This is a genomic window from uncultured Clostridium sp. (genome assembly GCF_934754915.1).
In the GTDB taxonomy this organism is placed as follows: domain Bacteria; phylum Bacillota; class Clostridia; order Clostridiales; family Clostridiaceae; genus Clostridium.
In genome coordinates this window covers 1-21,818 of record NZ_CAKVKB010000053.1, presented here as the reverse complement: position 1 = coordinate 21,818, position 21,818 = coordinate 1, and the positions used below count along the sequence as shown (strand labels likewise).

23 protein-coding genes and 1 tRNA gene are annotated in these 21,818 nt (G+C 28.3%); 5 read left to right on the top strand and 19 right to left on the bottom strand.

Annotation, left to right across the window (positions count from 1 at the left end; translation table 11 throughout):
- Together Q0F58_RS09845 and Q0F58_RS09840 are read right to left on the bottom strand one after the other, a co-directional pair.
- Nucleotides 1-75, bottom strand: a tRNA-Glu gene (locus Q0F58_RS09845).
- 169 nt (nt 76-244) lie between these two features.
- Nucleotides 245-805 carry a hypothetical protein gene (locus Q0F58_RS09840; protein WP_294375739.1) on the bottom strand — a complete coding sequence of 187 codons (561 nt, stop codon included), beginning with the start codon at nt 803-805 and terminating at the stop codon, nt 245-247.
- Between the two features lie 126 nt (nt 806-931).
- Between Q0F58_RS09840 and Q0F58_RS09835 the strand changes: the two genes are divergently transcribed.
- On the top strand, nt 932-2,176 hold the full coding sequence (locus tag Q0F58_RS09835; protein WP_294375737.1) for an NAD(P)/FAD-dependent oxidoreductase: 1,245 nt from the start codon (nt 932-934) through the stop codon (nt 2,174-2,176).
- A gap of 153 nt (nt 2,177-2,329) precedes the next feature.
- Here Q0F58_RS09835 and Q0F58_RS09830 read toward each other — a convergent pair whose 3' ends face one another.
- The 3 genes from Q0F58_RS09830 to Q0F58_RS09820 form a co-directional block, all read right to left on the bottom strand.
- On the bottom strand, nt 2,330-3,076 hold the full coding sequence (locus Q0F58_RS09830; protein WP_294375741.1) for an acyl-[acyl-carrier-protein] thioesterase: 747 nt from the start codon (nt 3,074-3,076) through the stop codon (nt 2,330-2,332).
- Nucleotides 3,077-3,263: 187 nt separating this feature from the next.
- Nucleotides 3,264-3,446 (bottom strand): DUF1858 domain-containing protein, encoded by a 183-nt coding sequence (locus Q0F58_RS09825; protein ID WP_294375735.1) that lies wholly within the window; start codon nt 3,444-3,446, stop codon nt 3,264-3,266.
- A 98-nt stretch (nt 3,447-3,544) separates the two neighbouring features.
- Nucleotides 3,545-4,831: an adenylosuccinate synthase gene (locus Q0F58_RS09820; RefSeq protein ID WP_294375733.1), complete on the bottom strand. Its 1,287-nt coding sequence runs from the start codon at nt 4,829-4,831 to the stop codon at nt 3,545-3,547.
- 345 nt (nt 4,832-5,176) lie between these two features.
- Here Q0F58_RS09820 and Q0F58_RS09815 point away from each other — a divergent pair, with 345 nt between their 5' ends.
- Nucleotides 5,177-6,352, top strand: a complete 1,176-nt coding sequence (locus Q0F58_RS09815) for an NADP-dependent malic enzyme (RefSeq protein WP_294375730.1) — start codon at nt 5,177-5,179, stop codon at nt 6,350-6,352.
- Nucleotides 6,353-6,759: 407 nt separating this feature from the next.
- On the opposite strand, the gene proC is transcribed toward Q0F58_RS09815, so the two are convergent.
- The 11 genes from proC to Q0F58_RS09760 all read right to left on the bottom strand — a co-directional run bounded on the left by proC (nt 6,760) and on the right by Q0F58_RS09760 (nt 16,332).
- Nucleotides 6,760-7,566: a pyrroline-5-carboxylate reductase gene (gene proC / locus Q0F58_RS09810; RefSeq protein WP_294375725.1), complete on the bottom strand. Its 807-nt coding sequence runs from the start codon at nt 7,564-7,566 to the stop codon at nt 6,760-6,762.
- A 595-nt stretch (nt 7,567-8,161) separates the two neighbouring features.
- A complete protein-coding gene (locus Q0F58_RS09805) occupies nt 8,162-9,502 on the bottom strand; it encodes a replicative DNA helicase (RefSeq protein WP_294375723.1) in 1,341 nt (446 codons plus the stop codon).
- A gap of 283 nt (nt 9,503-9,785) precedes the next feature.
- Nucleotides 9,786-11,681 (bottom strand): Lon family ATP-dependent protease, encoded by a 1,896-nt coding sequence (lonC, locus tag Q0F58_RS09800; RefSeq protein WP_294375720.1) that lies wholly within the window; start codon nt 11,679-11,681, stop codon nt 9,786-9,788.
- A gap of 12 nt (nt 11,682-11,693) precedes the next feature.
- On the bottom strand, nt 11,694-12,140 hold the full coding sequence (rplI, locus tag Q0F58_RS09795) for a 50S ribosomal protein L9 (protein ID WP_294375717.1): 447 nt from the start codon (nt 12,138-12,140) through the stop codon (nt 11,694-11,696).
- A gap of 2 nt (nt 12,141-12,142) precedes the next feature.
- On the bottom strand, nt 12,143-14,080 hold the full coding sequence (locus tag Q0F58_RS09790) for a DHH family phosphoesterase (protein WP_294375715.1): 1,938 nt from the start codon (nt 14,078-14,080) through the stop codon (nt 12,143-12,145).
- Nucleotides 14,081-14,100: 20 nt separating this feature from the next.
- Nucleotides 14,101-14,424 carry a MazG-like family protein gene (locus tag Q0F58_RS09785; RefSeq protein WP_294375712.1) on the bottom strand — a complete coding sequence of 108 codons (324 nt, stop codon included), beginning with the start codon at nt 14,422-14,424 and terminating at the stop codon, nt 14,101-14,103.
- A gap of 300 nt (nt 14,425-14,724) precedes the next feature.
- A complete protein-coding gene (gene rpsR, locus Q0F58_RS09780) occupies nt 14,725-14,982 on the bottom strand; it encodes a 30S ribosomal protein S18 (protein WP_002582840.1) in 258 nt (85 codons plus the stop codon).
- Nucleotides 14,983-15,010: 28 nt separating this feature from the next.
- Nucleotides 15,011-15,463, bottom strand: coding sequence for a single-stranded DNA-binding protein (locus Q0F58_RS09775; protein WP_294375709.1), 453 nt, complete (start codon nt 15,461-15,463; stop codon nt 15,011-15,013).
- A 13-nt stretch (nt 15,464-15,476) separates the two neighbouring features.
- The gene (rpsF, locus tag Q0F58_RS09770) at nt 15,477-15,764 is read right to left on the bottom strand and encodes a 30S ribosomal protein S6 (RefSeq protein ID WP_294375706.1); all 288 of its coding nucleotides are present in this window, start codon (nt 15,762-15,764) and stop codon (nt 15,477-15,479) included.
- A gap of 101 nt (nt 15,765-15,865) precedes the next feature.
- A complete protein-coding gene (locus Q0F58_RS09765; protein WP_294375699.1) occupies nt 15,866-16,060 on the bottom strand; it encodes a DUF951 domain-containing protein in 195 nt (64 codons plus the stop codon).
- 23 nt (nt 16,061-16,083) lie between these two features.
- Nucleotides 16,084-16,332, bottom strand: coding sequence for a DUF3343 domain-containing protein (locus Q0F58_RS09760; RefSeq protein WP_294375696.1), 249 nt, complete (start codon nt 16,330-16,332; stop codon nt 16,084-16,086).
- Between the two features lie 251 nt (nt 16,333-16,583).
- Here Q0F58_RS09760 and Q0F58_RS09755 point away from each other — a divergent pair, with 251 nt between their 5' ends.
- The 3 genes from Q0F58_RS09755 to yyaC are packed head-to-tail and all read left to right on the top strand — an operon-like array spanning nt 16,584 to nt 19,068.
- Complete coding sequence (locus Q0F58_RS09755; protein ID WP_294375694.1) at nt 16,584-17,231, top strand: LysE family translocator; 648 nt, start codon at nt 16,584-16,586, stop codon at nt 17,229-17,231.
- Nucleotides 17,232-17,264: 33 nt separating this feature from the next.
- A complete protein-coding gene (locus Q0F58_RS09750; RefSeq protein WP_294375692.1) occupies nt 17,265-18,416 on the top strand; it encodes an aminotransferase class V-fold PLP-dependent enzyme in 1,152 nt (383 codons plus the stop codon).
- Nucleotides 18,417-18,474: 58 nt separating this feature from the next.
- Nucleotides 18,475-19,068, top strand: coding sequence for a spore protease YyaC (yyaC, locus tag Q0F58_RS09745; protein WP_294375689.1), 594 nt, complete (start codon nt 18,475-18,477; stop codon nt 19,066-19,068).
- 193 nt (nt 19,069-19,261) lie between these two features.
- Here the strand turns inward: yyaC and Q0F58_RS09740 are convergent, their stop codons facing one another.
- From Q0F58_RS09740 to Q0F58_RS09730, 3 genes are read right to left on the bottom strand one after another with little or no spacing between them, the layout of a single operon-like run.
- Nucleotides 19,262-19,786, bottom strand: coding sequence for a DUF4446 family protein (locus tag Q0F58_RS09740; RefSeq protein WP_294375684.1), 525 nt, complete (start codon nt 19,784-19,786; stop codon nt 19,262-19,264).
- Between the two features lie 41 nt (nt 19,787-19,827).
- Nucleotides 19,828-20,691, bottom strand: coding sequence for a ParB/RepB/Spo0J family partition protein (locus Q0F58_RS09735; protein ID WP_294375681.1), 864 nt, complete (start codon nt 20,689-20,691; stop codon nt 19,828-19,830).
- 10 nt (nt 20,692-20,701) lie between these two features.
- Nucleotides 20,702-21,463, bottom strand: coding sequence for a ParA family protein (locus tag Q0F58_RS09730; RefSeq protein ID WP_294375677.1), 762 nt, complete (start codon nt 21,461-21,463; stop codon nt 20,702-20,704).
- Nucleotides 21,464-21,818: the final 355 nt, after the last annotated feature.

Genomic DNA, 21,818 nt, shown 5'->3' with positions numbered 1-21,818 from the left:
TGGTGACTCCTAGGGGAATCGAACCCCTGTTACCACCGTGAAAGGGTGGTGTCTTAACCGCTTGACCAAGGAGCCATGCTTTATTGTCATTCGCTTTACCGTCTTGCTTCTTGACTGTGTCGCGCTGACCACATAGACTATAATACAGAATTTCTGTTTACGTGTCAACACATTTTTTTATTTTTTTTTTATTTTTTTAATTTTATCTTATTTTTCATATGTAGAATTCTCAGTTTTACTCACTTTAATGGGCATTTTTAATCTTTTCTATTGCCTCTTCAAAACTATTTATAACTTGCTTTTTAAGCAATATTTCTTTATTTATTAATTTAATTTCTTTTTCGCATAATTCCAAAAAATTCTCTTTTTCTACTTTATTAATTATTATATTATATCCATCTCTTTTAAAATTCTGACCTGATGCCTGTATTTCTAAAGGAAATTTATTATTTACACTCACTAATATCTCTTTATCCCATATTCCTCTTTTATTTATTTTATATTTGTCACGTAAGACATTTAACCTCTCTATATCTTCATTGATTTCATCTTTAATTGAATCATATATAGCATTATACAGAAATACAGATATACCTCTTTTTAATTTAATCTTTAAAAAATCTCTATGAAGTATAAGAAAATCATCAATTTCATTTTCTCTTATACACTCAACATCATTAAAGGAAAAATATTTCAATCCATCTCCTAGTGGGTAATTTACTATTATTTCATTATAATTCATTCTTCTAACTTTAAAAGTTCTATTATAGTCTTCTAAATTTTTATTAATAATTTTCACTTGCATTAGAATCACCTCTTATATTTAGTATTCCTTTCTTTTAACCTTAATATTACTATGATAAAATTTATTTAGTATACATAAATTTATATAAAACAGGTGTAATATAAAAATAAGGAGTGATTAATAAAAATGATTTATCACGATTTAATAATTATAGGTGGCGGTGCTTCTGGGCTGATAGCTGCTATCACGGCTAAAGATTTTGGTATGGATGTAGCAATTGTTGAAGGAACTGATAGAATTGGGAAAAAAATATTAACAACTGGTAATGGCCGTTGCAATATATCAAATAGTAATATAGATTATCCATATAATAACTATCATAGTGAAAACAATAATTTCTTTATAAATACTTTAAATAATCTCACTGTTAAAGATACTAAAAATTTATTTTTATCTCTAGGACTACCTTTAATTGAATTAGAAAATGGTAAAATGTATCCAAAATCTCTTCAAGCTTCTTCTGTTGTAGATATATTCAGAATGGCAATTGAAGATAGACAGATTCCTTTATACACAGATTGTAAAATAAATTCCATAACTAAAAAGAAAAATTTCAACTTATTCACTAACAATAACGAATATGATGGGTTTTCATGTAAAAAACTAATTTTAAGTTGTGGAGGAAAATCAGCTGTAAAAACAGGATCTGATGGCAGTGGATATAAACTTGCAAAATCTTTAGGACATAAAATAACAGATACACTTCCTGGAATAGTTCAATTAAAACTTGATTATCCATTCTTAAAAGCAATTTCAGGAGTAAAATTTGATGGATGTATATCTATATTAATAGACGATAAATTAGTAAGAAGTGAAAAAGGAGAAATTCTATTTACTGACTATGGAATTTCAGGTCCTCCAATATTACAGATTTCTTATTATGCTGCAAAAGCACTAAACAGAAAATCAAAAGTAACAATAGTAGTAGATATGTTTCCTGATGAAAGTATAGAAGATGTGGAAAATTTCTTTTCAAGTCATCTTTCTATGTTCAATCACAGAGAAATATGTTCTGCATTAATAGGAACAGTACACAAAAAATTAATTCCTACACTTTTAAAAGACTCTGGAATTAAAGATATTCATTCACCTTGCAGTAATATTGACTGGAAAGATATAAACACTCTTATTTCAAAATTTAAGCAATGGAAATTCAACTGTATTGACACAAATGGTTTTAATAATGCTCAGGTAACTGTAGGAGGTATTGATACAAGAGAAGTAAATAATTTAACATTAGAATCCAATTTGATTGATAATTTATATTTCTGTGGTGAAATACTTGATGTCCATGGTGACTGTGGAGGCTTTAATCTTCAATGGGCTTGGAGTTCAGGATATGTTGCTGGAAAATCTGCTTCCCAAAATTAAATTTATTTAATCAAAATATAGATATAGCTTAATTATTCAAATACATATTGAAAAGAATAATAAATAAAATCCAATTTTCACATCTGATATTTTTAATATAAAATATCAGATGTAGAAAATATTTAATTTAAGATGTATAAATTTATTAACTTATTATTCAGCTTTCTGCCATTCAGCTTCTAATAAAGTAAGTTCTGTACCATCATTTTTTCTGATTGTATGATAGGTTTTTATTATTCCATCCTCTTTTTTTACTACTGCTGAAGATGATATCTTTTCTCCATATTTACTTTCTTTTTCAAATGTAACCTTAATTCTTTTTATTGTATAATCTTTAACTATTTCAGCTGGAACTGCTTCTATTGCCCATTCAATGTATTTAACATTATTAACATGATTATTAGAATCTATGTCGCTATATCTTATATTAAATTCTACACAATAATCTTCTCCATCTATTCTTTCAAGCTTTTCCATGCTTACATCATAATTTATATCTCCATCTACTCCATAAAAATCATACTGCTCTTTCTGTATTCTCATAGGTCTTCTCTTTTCAATATCAATCAAGAAAAATAAAGCTAATGCTTCTCCAATTACATTACTTTTTTCATCTTTAATAATATATCTTCTTAATCCATAAAATTTCTTAAATCCAACTGGTTTTGTTGTTATACTTATAGTTTCTCCAAACATAGGATATCTCTTCATTTTTATATCGTATTTATAAAAAACCCATGCACAATTATTTTTTGCACAATAATCTATTCCACCACCAACTGATTCTGACTGTTGTGTTCCAACATCACATATAAAATCAATGATTGATGATAATTTGCATCTTAATTTTGAATCAACCTCATAATAATGTATCTCATAGTTTTTAGTGAATTCTTTCATAACAATTCTTTGCAAAAGCTATTTTGCTTCTCCTTTCCTTTTAAAATTTTCCTTTAATATATATTATCATACATTTTTGCATAAATATAATTAATAAATTTTCAGTTTATTCTTTTGATGCATTTTTCAATAATAAAACTATATAAAAAAAATTAGGATTTTCATAATTGAAAATCCTAATTTATAATTATTTATTTAATGCTTCTAATAAATTATCTAAATTTATTCCATGAACCGCAGCAGCTTCAGCTATTGTTTCCGCTTGAGCTGATGGACATCCAACGCATCCCATACCAAAGCTCATTAAAATTTCTGCTTTAGATGCATCTGCATGAACAACTTCGCCTATTGTCATATCCTTAGTTATCATTATATTTCACCTTCTTCTGCACATAATCTAATAATATTGTATACCAAAAATTATATTTTATGAGAAGTTAAAAGTCAATATCCGACAACTTTACTAGACTATAGAGATTTAATTCTCATAGTTTGATCTCTCTTAGGACCAACAGAAACAATTGATATCTTTGTATCTGTAAATTCTTCTATTCTCTTTAAATATTTTTTTGCATTTTCTGGCAATTCATCATAACTTCTTGCATCAGCTACTTCTTCTCCCCAGCCTTCAAATTCTTCATATACTGGTTCACATTTAGCTAAATCTTCTAAGCTTGCTGGGAAGTAATCTATAACTTTACCATTAAATTTATATCCAACACATACTTTTAATTTATCTAATCCTGCTAATGTATCAATTTTTGTTACTGCTAATGATGTTAATCCACTAACTCTGCAAGCAGTCTTAACTATAACTAAGTCTAACCATCCACATCTTCTTGATCTTCCTGTAGTTACACCATATTCATGGCCTTTTTCTCTTATCCAGTTACCAGTTTCATCAAGTAATTCTGTTGGGAATGGTCCTTTACCAACTCTTGTAGTGTATGCTTTTGTTATACCAACAGCATTAGTAATCATGTTTGGTCCTATACCAACACCATTAGCTACTCCACCAGCAGTTGTATTAGATGAAGTTACATATGGATAAGTTCCATAATCAATATCTAATAACATACCTTGAGCACCTTCAAATAAAACAGTTTTATCTGCTTTAATATCATTGTAAACTCTTACTGAAGTATCTTGAACAAATGGTCTTAATTTCTTACCAAATTCTAAATATTCTTTCAATATCTCATCAAAGTTTAAAGCTTCTCCACCTAAAACTTTAGTGATATATGCATTTTTCATTTCAATATTTTCTTTAAGCTTTTCTGTGAACACTTCTTCATGCATTAAATCACAAACTCTAATTCCACATCTTTCAAATTTATCTGTATAGCAAGGTCCTATTCCTTTACCAGTAGTACCAATATCATTCTTTCCTCTTGCTTTTTCCTTAAGTCTATCTAATATTTTATGATATGGCATTATAAGTTGTGCTCTATCACTTATTATTAATTTTTCTGGTGTTACTTTTACTCCAACACCTTCTAAATAGTCTATTTCTTCAAATAAAGCCTTTGGATCAACAACGACTCCATTTCCTATTACATTTAATTTATCTTCATATAAAATTCCTGATGGTATTAAGTGCAATTTGTATTCCTTGTCACCAACTACAACAGTGTGACCAGCATTGTTTCCTCCCTGGAATCTAACAACAACATTAGCATCTTCTGCTAAATAATCTGTCATTTTACCTTTTCCTTCATCGCCCCATTGAGCTCCTAAAACAATAAATGCTGACATCTATCCTGCCTCCCTTAAATAAATACTCTTAAATTTTATTCGTACCAGTTATCGGAGTTAATTATTTGCTATCTATAATTTATTTTTTATCTCCTTTTAAATATTAGCAAAGTACGTGTCTATGGTCAACTACATATCGAATATTTTTTTGATTTTTATGCAAATAATTCGTATAATATTAACAAAGACTATTTTATGAAAGGAAACCCAATGTTTAACATATTCAAAAGAAAAACTTTATTTTTTATTCACTAATTTCTGTCCAAATTTTAAAAGTCCAGGTTTGATTATATATTGGAAAACAAATTAATTAATATAAAAATATCATTAATAAGGAGTGCAAATATGAACATATACGAAGAATCATTAAAATTCCATGAAGAAAAAAGAGGTAAATATGAAATAAAACCAACATGCGAAGTAAAGAACTCAAAAGATTTAAGCTTAGCTTATACACCAGGAGTTGCAGAACCATGCCGTGAAATACATAAGGATCCATCAAAAGTTTATACATATACACGTAAATGGAATACTGTAGCAGTAATATCAGATGGAACTGCAGTACTTGGTCTTGGCGATATAGGACCTATGGCTGCCTTGCCTGTAATGGAAGGTAAAAGTGTTTTATTTAAGGAATTTGGTAATGTTGATGCATTTCCTATAGTTCTTGATACAAAAAATGTTGATGAAATTGTTGAAACAGTTGCAAATATTGCTCCAACACTTGGCGGAATAAACTTAGAAGATATTTCAGCTCCAAGATGCTTTGAAGTTGAGCAAAAATTAAAAGAAAGATTAAACATTCCAGTATTCCATGACGACCAACATGGAACTGCAATAGTTGTCTTATCAGGATTGATAAACGCTTTAAAAGTAGTAGGAAAAAAATTAGATAATATAAAAGTTGTTATTAATGGTGCTGGTTCTGCTGGAACTGCAATCTGTAAATTATTACTTTCTTCTGGTGTTAAGGAAATAGTAATGTGTGATATAAATGGAGTAATAAGCAGAGATAAAGATTTAAGTGATAATAAATATATGGCTGAATTAGCTCAAATAACTAATCCTAATAATGTAACTGGAATGCTTAAAGACGCTATGGTAGGAGCTGATGTATTCATAGGCGTTTCTGCTCCAAACATAGTTTCAAAAGAAATGGTTAAAACCATGAATAAAGATGGAATAATTTTTGCTATGGCAAATCCAACTCCTGAAATATTCCCTGAAGATGCAAAGGAAGCAGGAATTGCAGTTATGGGAACAGGACGTTCAGATTATCCAAATCAAATTAACAATGTACTTGCATTCCCTGGAGTATTCAGAGGTGCATTAGATGTAAGAGCATCTGAAATAAATGAAGAAATGAAAGTTGCTGCTGCGTATGCAATTGCAAATGCAATACCCGAAAACGAATTAAATGCAGAAAATATAATTCCAAAAGCATTTGATTTAAAAGTTCAAAAATTAGTTGCAGAAGCTGTTAAAAATGCAGCAGTAAAAAGTGGCGTATCTCAAATATAGAAACAGAAAATATAAAAAATACTGAGATGTTTTTAAATGTCTCAGTATTTTTTATTTTGAATTTCAAAAATTCATTATTCAATTTAAAATTTTTATTATCTATAATAAAATTTTTCAAATTTTAAAGAAAAAACAGAGGGAGCAATATTAATTAAAATTATGCACATTCAACATTTCTTGAATTTATCCACACTTCTAAAATAAAAAGTTATCCACATTTTTAAAAAATAATTTTATCCACAAATAATTTTAAAATAATTTTTCCACAACAAAATAATTTTGAAATTATACACATAAAAACAGAGGGAGCAAAAAATAAAAATTTTTCTGCTCCCAATAAGGTTCTTATTGCAACATAGCTGCTCTTTTTATTTGTGAAAAGTTCTTATTGCAGCATAGCTGCCTTTTTATTTGTGCATATTTTTTGATTTTTCAGCGCACTTATCCATAGCTTGAATTACACTATTTCTAAACCCTAACTTCTCAAGTTCAACTACAGCATCAATTGTAGTTCCTGCTGGTGAACATACCATATCTTTTAATTCTCCTGGATGCTTTCCTGTATCTAAAACCATTTTTGCAGATCCTAAAACACTTTGAGCTGCCATTTTATAAGCTTTTGCTCTTGGTATTCCAAGTTTTACTGCACCATCAGCCATTGCTTCAATAAACATGAACACATATGCAGGTGATGAACCAGCTACTGATATAAATCCATCAAAATATTTTTCTTCTAAAACTTCACATTCTCCAAAACTTTCAAAAATATTAATGCAGTATTCTAATTCTTCCTTACTTACATTTTCATTAGGACACACTGCAGACATTGCTTCACCCACAAGCGCTGGCGTATTAGGCATTGTTCTAATTATTTTGCAGTCATCTCCAAGCCATTCTTCCATATCTTCAATTGCTATTCCAGCTGCAATTGTTATTATTAACTTATTTTCTGTTAATCTATCTTTTATTTCATCAATAACTGTCTTATACATATGTGGTTTAACAGCTAAAATTATAGTTTCACTTTTTTCAGCTACTATCTTACTATCAAGAGTTGTTTCAATTTTAAATTCATCTGCAAGTCTTTTGGAAGAAGCTTCTGTCTTGGTAGACACAATTATATCTTCAGGTTTTAAAAATCCTGATTTTATTAATCCTCCTACCATAGAACTTCCCATGTTTCCGCAACCTATAAATCCTACTTTTTTATTCATTTTTTAGCCCCCAATTTAAAATTTTTTGTTATATATTCATTTTTTATGTTTTTATATAAATATTTAAAAATTCACCCACTACAATCATAGGATAGCTTGGTTATAAATTCACAAACTATAAATAATTGAAGGGAGGAATTTATATGACCTGTACTTCTATAGTATATAATAATAAAATTTATAACATCGATAAATTCATCAACTGTATACTTTATTCTAATATGAATGCAAAAAAATCACCTATATGTGAAATAACAGAACAATCCGATTGTTACTTAATCTCTCTAACTCCATTTTATAATAGCATAAATTATTTTGAAGTATATTATAAAAACCGCTTTTTAATATTACAGATTAAAAGAAAAAATCCTTCTTCTAAAACATTGTCCACTAAATTATTTTATCTTCCAAATATAAATACTAAAAAAATTTCACATATTTACTATAATGATAGTTTATCACTAAAAGTTCCTAAAATCTATTTTAATAATTCTTAATTCACATTATAAACAAAAATCAGGACTGCTTAAATATAGATTATTTTTATAATAATAAAATATTCTTTAATGTAACAGTCCTGTATAGTATATTTATTTTATTCAGTATGAACAACATCTAAATTAGCAAATTTACTATATTGACCAAGCCATCTTAATTTAACAGTTCCAACTGGACCATTTCTCTGTTTAGCCATAATACATTCACCAATATTTTTATCTTCTGTTTCCTTATTATAATATTCATCTCTATAAAGGAACATAACAATGTCAGCATCCTGCTCTATTGATCCAGACTCTCTAAGGTCTGATAGCATAGGTCTATGGTCTGCTCTCTGTTCTGGTGCACGGGATAACTGTGATAAAGCTATTACTGGACATTCCATTTCTTTAGCTAAAGCCTTGATAGATCTTGATATTTCAGATACCTCTTGCTGTCTATTTCCATCAGAATTAGCACCACCAGACATAAGCTGCAAATAATCAATAACAATAAGATCGATTCCGTACTCCATTTTTAATCTTCTGCATTTTGATCTCATTTCCATAACAGTTACACCTGCAGTATCATCAATATAAATCTTAGCTTTAGAAAGAGGTCCGCTTGCCATAGCTATGTTTTCCCAATCTTCATCGCTTAATGTACCTGTTCTAAGTTTAAGCATATCAACATTTGCTTCAGAACATAAAAGCTTATATGCAAGCTGTTCTTTAGACATTTCCAGAGAAAATATAACAACACTTTTATGTTCTCTAAGTGCTACATGTTCTGCTATATTTAAAGCAAATGTAGTTTTTCCCATGGATGGTCTTGCTGCTATTAGAACCATATCACCACTTTGAAAACCTGATGTTTTTGCATCAAGATCAATAAATCCCGATGGAACTCCTGTAACTTCACCTTTATTATTAAAAAGTTTTTCAATTTTTAAAAATCCTCTTTCTAATACATCACCTAAAGATTCAAAGTCTTTCGAAGTTCTGTTTTCTGCTATGTTAAATATTTTCTTTTCAGCCACATCTACTACATTTTCAACATTACTCTGATTATTATAACTTTCTTCAATAATTGTTGTTGATGCTTTTATAAGCTTTCTCAATGTTGATTTATCTGAAACTATTTTTATATATGAACTTAAATTAGCAGTAGATGGTACAGAAGAACTTACTTCTGTTATGTATGTTACGCCACCAGCTCTTTCAAGCATTTCTGTACTTTTGAGATATTCTAAAAGAGTAACTAAATCAACAGCCATATCATTTCTAAACATCTCTAATATAGCTTTATATATGACTTTATGCCCATCTCTATAAAAATCTTCTTCCTCCAAACTTTCAAGAACCTTTGCAATAGCATTTTTATCAATAATCATGGAACCTATTACAGATTGTTCAGCTTCTATACTTTGAGGCAAACTTCTCATAACTGGTGCATCCAAAATTCTTCCTCCTCTCGTTTTATTGTTCTATTATTTCAATACTAAAAATTATATTATAAAATTTAAATTTTGTAAAAATATTAAGATTCTTATTGAATTTAATTTCTTAAACTTTATTGATTTTAAATTAATTCTAAGTTAACTGAATTGAATTATCTAACATCATGAGGAATCTGCAAATTTTTAATTTTACATTGCTAATTGCAAAATATAATGTAAAATTGAAAAAATACACATCAGCAATAAACCATAGTAAATCGCAAGATGTGCATTTTCAGACTTTCTAATTAAATGCAATATCTAAAAGTTCTTCAATTGTGCTAATTGTCTTAACTTTAATATCTGTATTATTTAATGGTATTTCATGTTCATTTTCCTTTGGAATCAAAACAAGATTTATACCCATTCTCTTTGCTCCATATATTTTTTCAAATATACCACCAACAGGTTTAACTTTTCCTTGAAGAGATATCTCTCCTGTAATTGCTATATCCTGTCTTAAAGGTTTCTTCATTAATGCACTTATTATACATGTTGTAATTGCTGCACCTGCTGAAGGTCCATCAATTTTTCCGCCACCAATAACATTAACATGGACATCATAATCCTTAATATCCTTATCAGTTATGCTTCTTATTACTGATGCTGCATTAAATACAGAATCTTTTGCCATAGAACCTGCTGTATCATTAAATCTAACTACACCAGCGCCCTTTTTCTTCGCTGGAAATACAGCACACTCTATTTCTATTGTAGATCCCAGAAATCCACTTACTCCTAATCCATAAACATGGCCAATCTCCTTTTTACTCATATCTTTTAATCTTTCAAAAGGAGTATATCTTCCAATAGATATTATTTCATCTAAATGTGATAACTTAATCTCTAAATTATCTTCAGAATAATCAGAAGAGTATAGTGCATATCCATATGCATCTGTCAGCATATTTATTGCCTTTCTTCCCTCAAATGTATAATTGCTTATTTTTTCAGCAACCCCATCTTCAAGCTTTACTTTTAATTTCTCAGCAGCATCATTTACAATAGCTGTTATATCAGATGAAGAAAGAGGTTCAAAATAAACTTCTGTACATCTTGATCTTAATGCTGGGTTTATTTCACTAGGACTTCTAGTTGTAGCTCCAATCAACACAAAATCAGCAGGAGCCCCATTATCAAATAAATATTTTATATATTTAGGTATCATTTCATCATCTGGATCATAATAAGATGATGAGAATTCAACTCTTTTATCTTCTAAAACTTTCAGTAATTTATTCTGAAGCATAGAATCGAGTTCTCCAATTTCATCTATAAATAATACTCCTCCATGAGCTTCAGTAACCAATCCTGGCTTTGGTTCTGGAATTCCTATCTCAGCTAAATCTCTCTTGCTTCCTTGATATATAGGATCATGAACAGAACCAAGTAATGGATTTGTTATTTCTCTTGGATCCCATCTTAATGTTGTTCCATCAACTTCAACAAACTTTGAATTCTCATCAAAAGGAGTAAATGGAATTTTCTTAACTTTATCAAGAGCTAGTCTTGCTGCTGTAGTTTTCCCAACCCCCGGAGGTCCATATAAAATTATATGCTGAGGATATGGAGATGAAAGTTTTGATATTAACGACTTTACTGCTCTATCCTGCCCTATTACCTGTTCAAAATTCTGAGGTCTTAAAAAGCTCATGATATTTTTACTTGTAACTTTGCTGTCTAATTCAATTAAATTATTCAATTTTCCAAGGGTCTTTTTATTTTCAACACCTTTTTGTTTGTTTATAACTGAAAGTCTTACTTCATCTATATACTTTTCTTGTTTCTCCATTATTGACTGCTCAACTTGAGCTTCAATTTTGTTTTGGACATATTTCTTTGCTAATTCATCAGAAATCAATCCAATAGTATCTTCAACACACTTTTCTAATTCATCTGCTTTAGGTACAACTTTTAATCCCTTTCCTTCTGAAAGAATTGTATTTAAAGCAAAAATTCTATCGCATGGATCTATTGATTGTATATATTTATCCAATTTAAATCTTATTGTTCTAGCTCTAAATGCACCTTTATCAAGAACATTTTTGGCTATTCCATACAACGCGTCTATTTTAGATTCAAGGGATAGATTACATGAAATAATCTCTTCTAATATATTAGAGTTTTCATACGAATTCAAATTTAATCCTCCTTATGCTTGTGCAACAATAATTACCTTCATCTTTGTGCTTACTTCAGGATATAATTTAACATCTATTTCATATCCACCTGCAACTTTTATTGTATCCATAACTATTTTCTTCTTATCTATATCTATTTTATATTGTTCCTTAATTAATCCAGCAACATCTTTGCTTGTTATTGCACCAAATAGCTTTCCATTTTCACCTGTCTTAGCAGTAATTTTAATTTCTTTTCCCTTTAATTCTGCTGCTAACTTTTGAGCTGCTTCTAATTCAGCTAATTTTTGCTTTCTTTCATTTTCTTTTTTATTATTTAAAATGTGTAAATTTGAATCAGTTGCTTCTTGTGCTAATTTCCTTGGAAATAAAAAGTTTCTTGCATATCCATCTGATGCTTCTATAACTTCACCTTTCTTACCAATTTTCTTTACATCTTGTAATAAAATAACCTTCATAACTATTCACCTGTCCTTAAGTATTTTTCTATTGATTCTTCTAATTTTTCAACAACATCATCCATTGTTGCATCTGATACCTTGGCTCCTGCAATATTCATATGTCCGCCTCCTCCTAAGGATTCTAAAACAATCTGAATGTTTATATCACCAAGGGACCTTCCACTAATATATATATCATTTCCTATTTTGCCTAAAACAAAACTTATAGAAATGCCTGATATATTCAACAATTCATCAGCAGCTTTAGCTACAATTACAGGTTCAACATTTTCTGGTGTAACTGCAATTGCAATTTTATTATTTACTTGTGCTGATTTTATAGTTTCTGCTATGCTTAAATAACTTCTTAAATCATCAGTAAACATTCTTTTTACTTCTATAGGATCTGCTCCTAAAGATTTTAAGAAAGATGCTGCATCAAATGTCCTAACACCAGTTTTAAAAGAAAATCCTTTTGTATCCATAAATATACCAGCAAGAAGTCCTTCTGCTTCTATTCTTGTCAATTTAGGCTTTTCAACCATATATTGAATTATTTCAGTAACCATTTCTGATGTCGAAGATGCATATACTTCTATATAATTCAATATATCATTTTCAATCATATCAGGACTTCTTCTATGATGATCTATTATAACTTTACGTTCTGCTTTATAAACTACTGGAAGGTTGCTTATATAACTCTTATTATGAACATCAACAATAATAACTAATGTTCTTTTATTCATATGTTCAATAGCTTCTTCTTCTGTTGTAAATAAATCATCATATTTAGGATTATCCTTTAATCTGTTTAAGTAATAATCTATAGCATTAGTGTCATTATTTAATATAATATTGCAAGCTTTTCCTAATTGTTTAACTATACTAGCTAATCCCACTGCTGCTCCAAGACAATCCATATCTGGATTTTTATGTCCTAATATATATACATTACTACTTTCACATATAAGTTCACTCAATGCTCTTGCTATTACTCTTGCTTTAACTCTGGTTCTCTTCTCAAATTCTTTAGAGTTTCCTCCAAAAAATTTAATATCATTACCATTCTTAACTACTGCCTGATCTCCACCTCTTCCCAATGCTAATTCCTTAGCAAATTTAGCAGTATTATAATTTTCTTGTGGAGACATTCCGCCATATCCTATTCCGATACTTAATGTAACTTCTATTGAATTTCCTAAATCAATTTTTGAAATATCATCTATTATTTTGAATTGTTTATTTATTTCATCTGCAATATATTTGTCTTGTACTGATAATACATATTTATTAGTATCATATTTTTCAATCATTGCTTTTAAATTATTAGCATATAGATTAATTTTTCTTTCAATTTCTGCTACTAAGAGTGGTTTGTTATTTTCATCAGTCTTTTCCAATACATCTGAAAGATTGTCTACTTCTATAAGCATTATTCCCTCTTGAGTTTTTTCATAATCTATAAGCTTTGTTATATCATTGAATGATAATAAATACACATATTCATTTTCTTCTCTTTCAATTGTAGTAGCATAGACATCATATAACTTTCCATTTATATTTAACCTTTGATGATTATCCTCACTTTTTAGTGAATCATCAATATTAATTCCTCTTGCAATACTTAAAATATTATCACCTAAAGTATTTTCATTAGGCCGCATAGCATTAAATAATTTATTGCACCAAATAATTTCTCCACTTTCTTTAATTAAAACTAGTGGATATATAAATTGAAGAACATTATCTTTAATTCCTTTATCTAAAGCTTTTGAAAAATAATCAATTTCATCTTCCTTAGACCACATTAAATTTAATGTGTATGAATTATCTATGCAGTGAAATATCAATATAATTATCCCTGCTAGAATATGATTAAATGAAATTAGTATTATTGAAATTATAACTAATAATCCAGGCTTAAGCAAACGTTTAAGCATAGTTACTTTATCCATAAAAGCCTCCTAAGACATATCTAGTCTATTCTATTTCTACTAATATAATGTTTTAGTCTACTTAAACTTTTGCCTTCCTTTTCAACTTGATCCTCTGCTCTGATTCCTAAATCTAATTTTGATTTCATATTTTTATCTATGTCTTCAAATGGATAGCCAAGTTTTTCTCCTAATACATATAAAATTATTACAGCACCTGAAATGCACTCTAAAATAGCATCTTGTGCTATATTATTTCCTTTAGTAAGTAATCTGAAAAACTCACCTATAATACAAAGAAGTTGTGCCTTCAAATCTTCTATAATTTTAATGTTTTTCATTATATTAAAATTATCTTTTTTCATAGACATATCCCCTCTCCCTCTTAACCCTCGTATTCTTATTGTAATTTTTTTTCATCTTTATTGCAAGAATTTATAATACCACTCTATATTCTACCATATTTTGTAAGATAAATATATATTCTAACTAATAATCTATAATTAATATCCATTATAAATATGTGAAATGCAATGAAAAATAAAATGTTAAAAATATGTTTAAACTTATAAGTAATATTTAAATTCATCTACAAATTCTTAAAAAATATAAATTTTTTATAGAAACAAAAAAACTCCTGATTACTCAGGAGTTTTAAATTATTACTATTCAGTTGTGAATGGTAATAATGCTATGTTTCTAGCTCTCTTTATAGAAGTTGTTAATTCTCTTTGGTGCTTAGCACAAGTTCCAGAGATTCTTCTTGGAAGTATCTTACCTCTTTCAGTAACATACTTTCTTAATTTATTTATATCTTTATAATCGATGAATTCGGCTTTATCTACACAGAAAGCACAAACTTTCTTTCTAGATCTTCTCATTCTACCGCCTGGTCTTCTATTATTGTTTTCTTCTCTGCTCATTTCTTTCCCTCCTCACCTAAAAAATTTCTTAGAAAGGCATATCTCCATCATCAACTGGAGTCATATCCTCTTCAAAGTTTCCACCACCAAATACATCATTTGTTGGTGCTGAATATTCATTTCCTGCGCCAAAACTATTACTTGATGAATTACTTCCCTTGCTTCCAAGGAATTGAACTCCACCAACTGGATCTGCTACTACTTCAGTAACATATCTCTTAGTTCCGTCTTTAGCATCATAACTTCTAGTCTGAATTCTACCGCTGATAGCCATTTGGCTACCTTTACTCATATAGTTCGCAGTACTTTCAGCCTGTTTACCCCATATTACTACTGGGATAAAGTCAGCTTCGTTTTGACCAGTTTTAGTATTATACCTATCAACTGCTAATGTCAAAGTTGTTACAGCAGCACCAGTACCTGGTGTAAATCTTAGTTCTGGATCTTTAGTTAATCTTCCGATTAGAACTACTTTGTTCATTTACAACACCGCCTTACGCTTGTTCATTAACGATGATATGTCTGATAACACCATCAGTGATTCTGAATATTCTATCTAATTCTCTAGGTAATTCTGGAGCAGCTGTGAAGTTAACTAAAGTATAGTAACCTTCGTTTACTTTAGCGATTTCGTAAGCAAGTTTTCTCTTACCCCAGAAATCAACGTTTTCTACTGTTCCTCCACCATTTTCGATAACACCCTTAAACTTTTCGATGTTAGCTTTAACTGTTTCTTCATCGAATGATGGGTTTAATATGAATATAGTTTCGTATTTTCTCATCAATTTCACCTCCTCCCCTCGGACTAACGGCCATGCTTTGCACGGCAGGGATTACAATTTATGATTATATCATCAAATTCAAAAAATTTCAAGTAATTAATTTATTTTTCTGCTTCAGATACTATTTTTTTTGCACCTTTTATAAATTTACTTCTTGGAATCATTACAATTCTTCCACATCCAGTACATTTAATTTTTATATCAGCACCAACTCTTATTATTTCAAATTCATATGTTCCACATGGATGTTGTTTCTTCATCTGTACTATATCGCCAAGATTAAAGTTTTCTATCATTAATTTTCCCCCTTCATTATTTCTTATTGGGCATTATCAATTGCAACATAACCATTTTCTTGCTTAAAATAAATATTTTTATATTCTATAATCTTATCCTTTAATATAGTTTCAATATAATTTTTATCTTCTATCCTTACACATATACCACAACTCATAGTTATTACTGTTGGAGTAGGCATTATTCTAAATTTGTAATTCAATTCATTTAATTTTTTTTCTGCTGACATAGCATCATGTGTATTTTTAAAAACCACTATATAATAATTCAACACTGCCACCACCTTTCACACTATAATTTATATTATATATATTCTAATTAACAATGTACAATGGACAATTAACAATGAATGATGAAATCTTTTCAAGATTTTTTTAACTATTAAGTAGTTTTAATGAACATTTTCACATAAATTTATTTTATCTATATTTTAAATAAATAATAAATTTTAATATTAATTTAGTGAAAATATTTTCCCTTTATTTTATAATTATATAGATAGATTAGTATAAGGAGTAAATTATGTTTTCATTATGGTGTGTGTGTAAAGCTATATTTGTAGGATTTATTACTGGATTCACAGCATCTATACCTTTAGGTCCTTCAGGTCTTGAATCTATAAATAGGTCAATTTCAAAAGGTTTCCGTGAAGGATTTAAGGTATCTATAGGTGCTGTCTCTGCGGATTTTTTATATATAATTATAATTAATTTAGGTCTTTTTACAATATTTAACAGACACAAAAATTTTCAAAGTCTGTTTTGGATTTTATCTGGAATTATACTTATAATATTTAATCGTCTTTCATTTGCAAATGACTCAAATAAAAATGATTCAGATAATTTAATAAATAAATATACATCAAGTGCACTTCTCACTGGATTTTTAATAACTTTCATAAATCCAACAACTCCCTCACTATGGATTGCTATAAGTACTACTATATTTAGTGTCTGGAGATATCATGGAAGATTATATTTTTTAACAGCTGTATTTTCTATGATGATTGGAAGTGTAACTTGGTTTTGTTTACTTAATATTTTAGTAAGTAAAGGTATAAAAAAGGTAAAATCTGATTATACAAAAAAAACATCAAAGTTATTAAATTATTTTCTAATTATTTTAGGAATATCTTTTATAGTTTTAGGAATATTTAAATTCATAAGATAAAGTTGATAATTAAATTTAGAGGTGAAATACAATATGGATGTTTATTTAGATAATTCATCAACTACTTTTCCAAAGCCAAAGCAAGTAATTGATAGTATGTATAATTATATGATAAATATAGGAGGTAATGCTGGAAGAGGCAATTATTCAAACACCTTACAGAGCAATCGTTTTTTATATGAAGCACGTGAAATAGTAAGTGATTTTTTCGGTTTTTCTTCACCTAGTAATGTAATATTTACTAACAATGTTACAACATCATTAAACATGTTGATAAAAGGTCTTCTTAAAACAGGTGACCATGTAGTGACATCATCTATGGAGCATAACTCTGTAATACGTCCACTTGTAAATTGTAAGGAAAATTTAAAAATAAAACTTGATATAATAGATGCTGATGATTTAGGCTTCATTAACCCTTCTGATTTTGCATCAAAAATCACTTCTGAAACAAAATTAGTTATTTTAACACAAGCTTCAAATGTAACTGGTTCTATTCAAAATATAGCTGAAGTAGGAAAGATATGCAAAGAGAAAAATGTATTCTTTATTGTAGATTCTTCTCAAGGAGCTGGTGTTTTAAATTTAGATATAAATGCAGTACATGCTAACGCTATAGCTTTTACTGGACATAAAAGTTTATTAGGGCCTCAAGGAATTGGTGGATTTATAATTGATGACAAATTAAACGCTTCTTGTAGAGCTCTTCTTCAAGGTGGAACTGGAAGTTTATCATATTCTTTAGATCAGCCAGATTTTCTTCCTGATAAATTTGAATGCGGTACACATAATATGCCAGGAATTATTGGACTATCTGAAGGCATTAAATTTATAAAATCTACAGGAATACAAAATATTTATGAACATAATCACCATTTAATGAATCAACTATTAAATGGGCTTCTAAATATAGATAATTTAATAGTTTATGGTGATACAACCGGAAAAAATATAACCACTTGTGTTTCAATTAATATGAAATGTATGGATTCTTCTGAATTAGGATTTATCTTAGAAGAAAATGCTATAAAAACTCGTTGTGGACTTCATTGTGCTCCTTTAGCTCATAGAACTATTGGAACATATCCAAATGGTACTGTAAGATTAAGTATTGGATATTTTAATACAAAAGAAGAAATAGATTATACTTTAAAAACTTTAAATAAAATTTCATTAAATAAATAATTATTGAATAAAACCTCTTCTATTGGTAATAAATCTAATAGAGGAGGTTTTATCAATTATGTGTAACAATTTTTCTGTTGATTCATCTTTACCAACAGCATATATAAAAATAAAAGAACATCTATCTAAAGAATTAAAAACAGTAATCAATAATAGACCAATTATAATATTATGTATAGGTTCTGATAGATCTACAGGTGATTCATTAGGGCCACTTATTGGATATAAATTAAAATCTCTTGCTGTTAATAACATTTATGTTTATGGTACTTTAGAAAATCCTGTACATGCAAAAAATCTTTCTGAAATTTTAAATAAAATAAATTTAAATTTTATTAATCCATATATTATAGCAATTGATTCATGTCTCGGTTCTCTCAATAACATAGGTAAAATATTCATAAAAAAAGGGCCTCTATTTCCAGGATTAGCTCTAAATAAAGATTTACCTTCAGTTGGTGAAATTAATATAACAGGAATTGTTAATATATCTGGAAATTTTGAATTTCTAGTTTTACAAAACACTCGTCTTTATACTGTTATGAAATTAGCTGATTCTATTTCTCGAGGAATTTACTATTTTACATTAGACGCCTGTAACAACTCAAACTCTGATAATATAATTTCTTTTAATAAAAATAATTACAACTAATTATTTTTTAAACATAAAGTAAAAAAATATATTTAATATAAATTTATTTTTTTATAAAATGTTTCACGTGAAACATTAATTGTTCCATATTGTATCTTTTAAAATTTTTCTTTATAAAAATATTGTTAATATATTCATAAAAAATCCATTGTTGATAATTTTAATTTAACAAAGAAAAAGTAAGTACTAAGACTTACTTTTTCTTTGTATTATTCATTTCATATTTATTACATGCTTCATTTAGAACATATAATTCTTCTTCTGAAAGATCATATCTAGATATTCCTTTATCAACTGGCTTCGCATATGTAGTACTTTCTTGTCTTCCATATATTCCAGTTAAAATAACTCCATCATTTCTGTCATCCAATAAAGCAATTGAAAAGCTCAAATCACTTCCAACATCTTCAAACGCTTTATATCTCATTATAGCAACTTTTTGAATACATTCTTCCATTTTAAGCTCTAATCTTTCACACTCTTTAATTGCTTTTTCTGATATTTCTTTAACTTCATCTATGCTGTCAATTCTTTCAAGCAACATTTCCTCAAGATTTTTACTATTTGTCCCCTTCATAAGTCTTCTGTACTTATCTTCAACTCTTCCTATAATTTTAAATAAACATAAAATTATTATAAATAATAATACTATTATAACAGTCATTGCCATTAATATATATGGCGTATATAAATTGATTGAATTAATTATTGCTTCCACTATATTGTCATTCCTTTCATAATTGTTTCACGTGAAACATTTTAGATATTTATAATATCTAAAATTCTTTGTAAATCATCCTCTGAATAATATTCGATTTCAATTTTGCCCTTATTATTCTTATTAGATATATTTACTTTTGTTCCAAAATAATCTTGAAGCTGATTTTTTATATTTTTATAATATGGATTTAATTCTACAGTTGTTGTCTTTTCTTCTTTATTTTTGCCTTCAACTATTTTTTTAACCATTCTTTCTAATTCTCTTACAGATAAATTTTCATCAATAACCTTTTGTGATAATTCATATTGAACTTCTTCATCCTTTATTCCTAATAAAGCTCTTCCATGTCCTTCTGAAATAATACCTTCAATTATGTATTGTTGAACCCTGCTATCCAAATTAATTAATCTCATCGTATTTGTTATAGCAGTTCTTGATTTACCTATTCTCTTACTTAAATCTTCTTGTGTGATTTTAAAATCATTTATAAGCTTTTTGTATGCGAGTGCTTCTTCTATAGGATTCAAATCTTGCCTTTGAATATTCTCTATGAGCGAAATTTCCAAAACATCCATTTCACTTAATTCCATTATTATTGCAGGAACTTCTTTTAACCCAGCCATTTTAGCTGCTCTCCAACGCCTTTCTCCAGCAACTATAATATAAGATTCATCATCACTTTTTCTTAATATAAGAGGCTGTATAATTCCATGAGTCTTTATTGATTCTGTTAATTCAACTATTTTGTCATTATCAAATGCTTTTCTAGGTTGGTTATTATCATTTTTAATTTTATTTAAAGGAATCATCATCTTGCCTTCTTTAATTTCTTCCGATTCCACTTTGACATCCTCTGGAATAAGAGCACTTAGCCCTTTACCTAAACCAAATTTTTTCCCCATTAAACTTCACCTACTGTCTACTTAAAAATTCTTTTGTTAGGTTAGTATATGCTTCTGCACCTTTACATTTGTTATCATATAAAACTATTGGTAATCCAAAACTAGGAGCTTCTGCTAATCTTATATTTCTAGCTATTGTTGTTTTATATACCTTGTCCTTAAAGAATTTTTGAACTTCTTTTAAAACCTCATTACTTAAATTAGTCCTATAATCAAACATAGTCATAAGAACCCCTTCAATTTCAAGTTTCTTATTCAAAGATTTTTTAACTAATTGAATTGTACTCATTAATTGACTTACTCCTTCTAATGCGTAAAATTCACACTGCATCGGAATCAAAACAGAATCTGCACAAGTCAAAGCATTTATAGTTAACACGCCTAATGATGGAGGACAATCTATAAATACATAATCATATTCATCCTCTATTTCTTTCAACTTATTTTTCATTATATTTTCTCTATCACTTTTGTTAATAAGTTCAACTTCTGCTCCAGCTAATTCCATTGTTGATGGAGAAATAAATAAATTTTTTACTAGATTACTTTCAATAATTGATTCTTTCATTGATGCATCAGAAATAAGCACATCATATATGGAACATTCCAAGTTATTTTTATCTACGCCTAATCCACTTGTTGTATTACCTTGAGGATCTATATCTATTGTCAAAATTTTATAACCTTCCATAGCTAAATAAGCACATAAATTTATGTTAGTAGTAGTCTTTCCAACCCCACCCTTTTGATTAAAAATACATATTGTCTTCATAATTATAGCCCAAAAAGAGCACTCCCCCCTTTCCATATATTAATATTATATATATATTTAAAAGATATTAAAAGAATTAAGTTATAAAAAATCTCAATAACTCAGCATAACCTATTTTATAAAAAATTTTATACATTTTCTATACTATAATAAAAAGTAGTTTAAGTTAAGCACATCCATCTCGTAAATAACATTTTAGTAGTTTCGTAACTCCACCCCATTAATATTACTAAATTTAAGTTTGAAAAATCCTATATTTTATAATTTTTTGTACAATAAAAAAAATAGGACACCAAACTGTGCCCTAAATATATGTACTTTATTTCTTTAATTTTGGAATCTTTATTGTCAGTTC

Coding starts and splice junctions, on each gene's coding strand:
- Q0F58_RS09840 (WP_294375739.1), bottom strand. CDS start 805: ATGCAAGTGAAAATTATTAATAAAAATTTAGAAGACTATAATAGAACT.
- Q0F58_RS09835 (WP_294375737.1), top strand. CDS start 932: ATGATTTATCACGATTTAATAATTATAGGTGGCGGTGCTTCTGGGCTG.
- Q0F58_RS09830 (WP_294375741.1), bottom strand. CDS start 3,076: ATGAAAGAATTCACTAAAAACTATGAGATACATTATTATGAGGTTGAT.
- Q0F58_RS09825 (WP_294375735.1), bottom strand. CDS start 3,446: ATGATAACTAAGGATATGACAATAGGCGAAGTTGTTCATGCAGATGCA.
- Q0F58_RS09820 (WP_294375733.1), bottom strand. CDS start 4,831: ATGTCAGCATTTATTGTTTTAGGAGCTCAATGGGGCGATGAAGGAAAA.
- Q0F58_RS09815 (WP_294375730.1), top strand. CDS start 5,177: ATGAACATATACGAAGAATCATTAAAATTCCATGAAGAAAAAAGAGGT.
- proC (WP_294375725.1), bottom strand. CDS start 7,566: ATGAATAAAAAAGTAGGATTTATAGGTTGCGGAAACATGGGAAGTTCT.
- rplI (WP_294375717.1), bottom strand. CDS start 12,140: ATGAAGGTTATTTTATTACAAGATGTAAAGAAAATTGGTAAGAAAGGT.
- Q0F58_RS09790 (WP_294375715.1), bottom strand. CDS start 14,080: ATGGATAAAGTAACTATGCTTAAACGTTTGCTTAAGCCTGGATTATTA.
- Q0F58_RS09785 (WP_294375712.1), bottom strand. CDS start 14,424: ATGAAAAAAGATAATTTTAATATAATGAAAAACATTAAAATTATAGAA.
- rpsR (WP_002582840.1), bottom strand. CDS start 14,982: ATGAGCAGAGAAGAAAACAATAATAGAAGACCAGGCGGTAGAATGAGA.
- Q0F58_RS09775 (WP_294375709.1), bottom strand. CDS start 15,463: ATGAACAAAGTAGTTCTAATCGGAAGATTAACTAAAGATCCAGAACTA.
- rpsF (WP_294375706.1), bottom strand. CDS start 15,764: ATGAGAAAATACGAAACTATATTCATATTAAACCCATCATTCGATGAA.
- Q0F58_RS09765 (WP_294375699.1), bottom strand. CDS start 16,060: ATGATAGAAAACTTTAATCTTGGCGATATAGTACAGATGAAGAAACAA.
- Q0F58_RS09755 (WP_294375694.1), top strand. CDS start 16,584: ATGTTTTCATTATGGTGTGTGTGTAAAGCTATATTTGTAGGATTTATT.
- Q0F58_RS09750 (WP_294375692.1), top strand. CDS start 17,265: ATGGATGTTTATTTAGATAATTCATCAACTACTTTTCCAAAGCCAAAG.
- yyaC (WP_294375689.1), top strand. CDS start 18,475: ATGTGTAACAATTTTTCTGTTGATTCATCTTTACCAACAGCATATATA.
- Q0F58_RS09735 (WP_294375681.1), bottom strand. CDS start 20,691: ATGGGGAAAAAATTTGGTTTAGGTAAAGGGCTAAGTGCTCTTATTCCA.
- Q0F58_RS09730 (WP_294375677.1), bottom strand. CDS start 21,463: ATGAAGACAATATGTATTTTTAATCAAAAGGGTGGGGTTGGAAAGACT.